Origin of the sequence: Bacteroides caecigallinarum (genome assembly GCF_021530995.1) — a bacterium.
Lineage (GTDB): Bacteria > Bacteroidota > Bacteroidia > Bacteroidales > Bacteroidaceae > Phocaeicola > Phocaeicola faecigallinarum.
Genome location: NZ_JADYTF010000385.1, coordinates 1 through 212 on the forward strand (window position 1 = coordinate 1; position 212 = coordinate 212).

At 48.6% G+C, this 212-nt stretch carries 1 rRNA gene; it reads right to left on the minus strand.

Going from position 1 to position 212, the window contains the following annotated elements:
• Window positions 1–212, minus strand: a 23S ribosomal RNA gene (locus tag I6E24_RS17720); the annotation flags it as partial.

A 212-nucleotide genomic window follows, 5' to 3' on the forward strand; every position in this document is an offset into this window, starting at 1 on the left:
CCAACCATGCCGTAACATGGGTGGTTTGGGCTCTTCCCCGTTCGCTCGCCACTACTGGGGGAATCATTGTTATTTTCTTTTCCTACAGGTACTAAGATGTTTCAGTTCCCTGCGTTAGCCCCTTACAATGTAAGGTGATATCCCTTCAGGATATCGGGTTGTCCCATTCGGAAATTCACGGATCAAGGGTTATTTGCACCTCCCCGAGACTT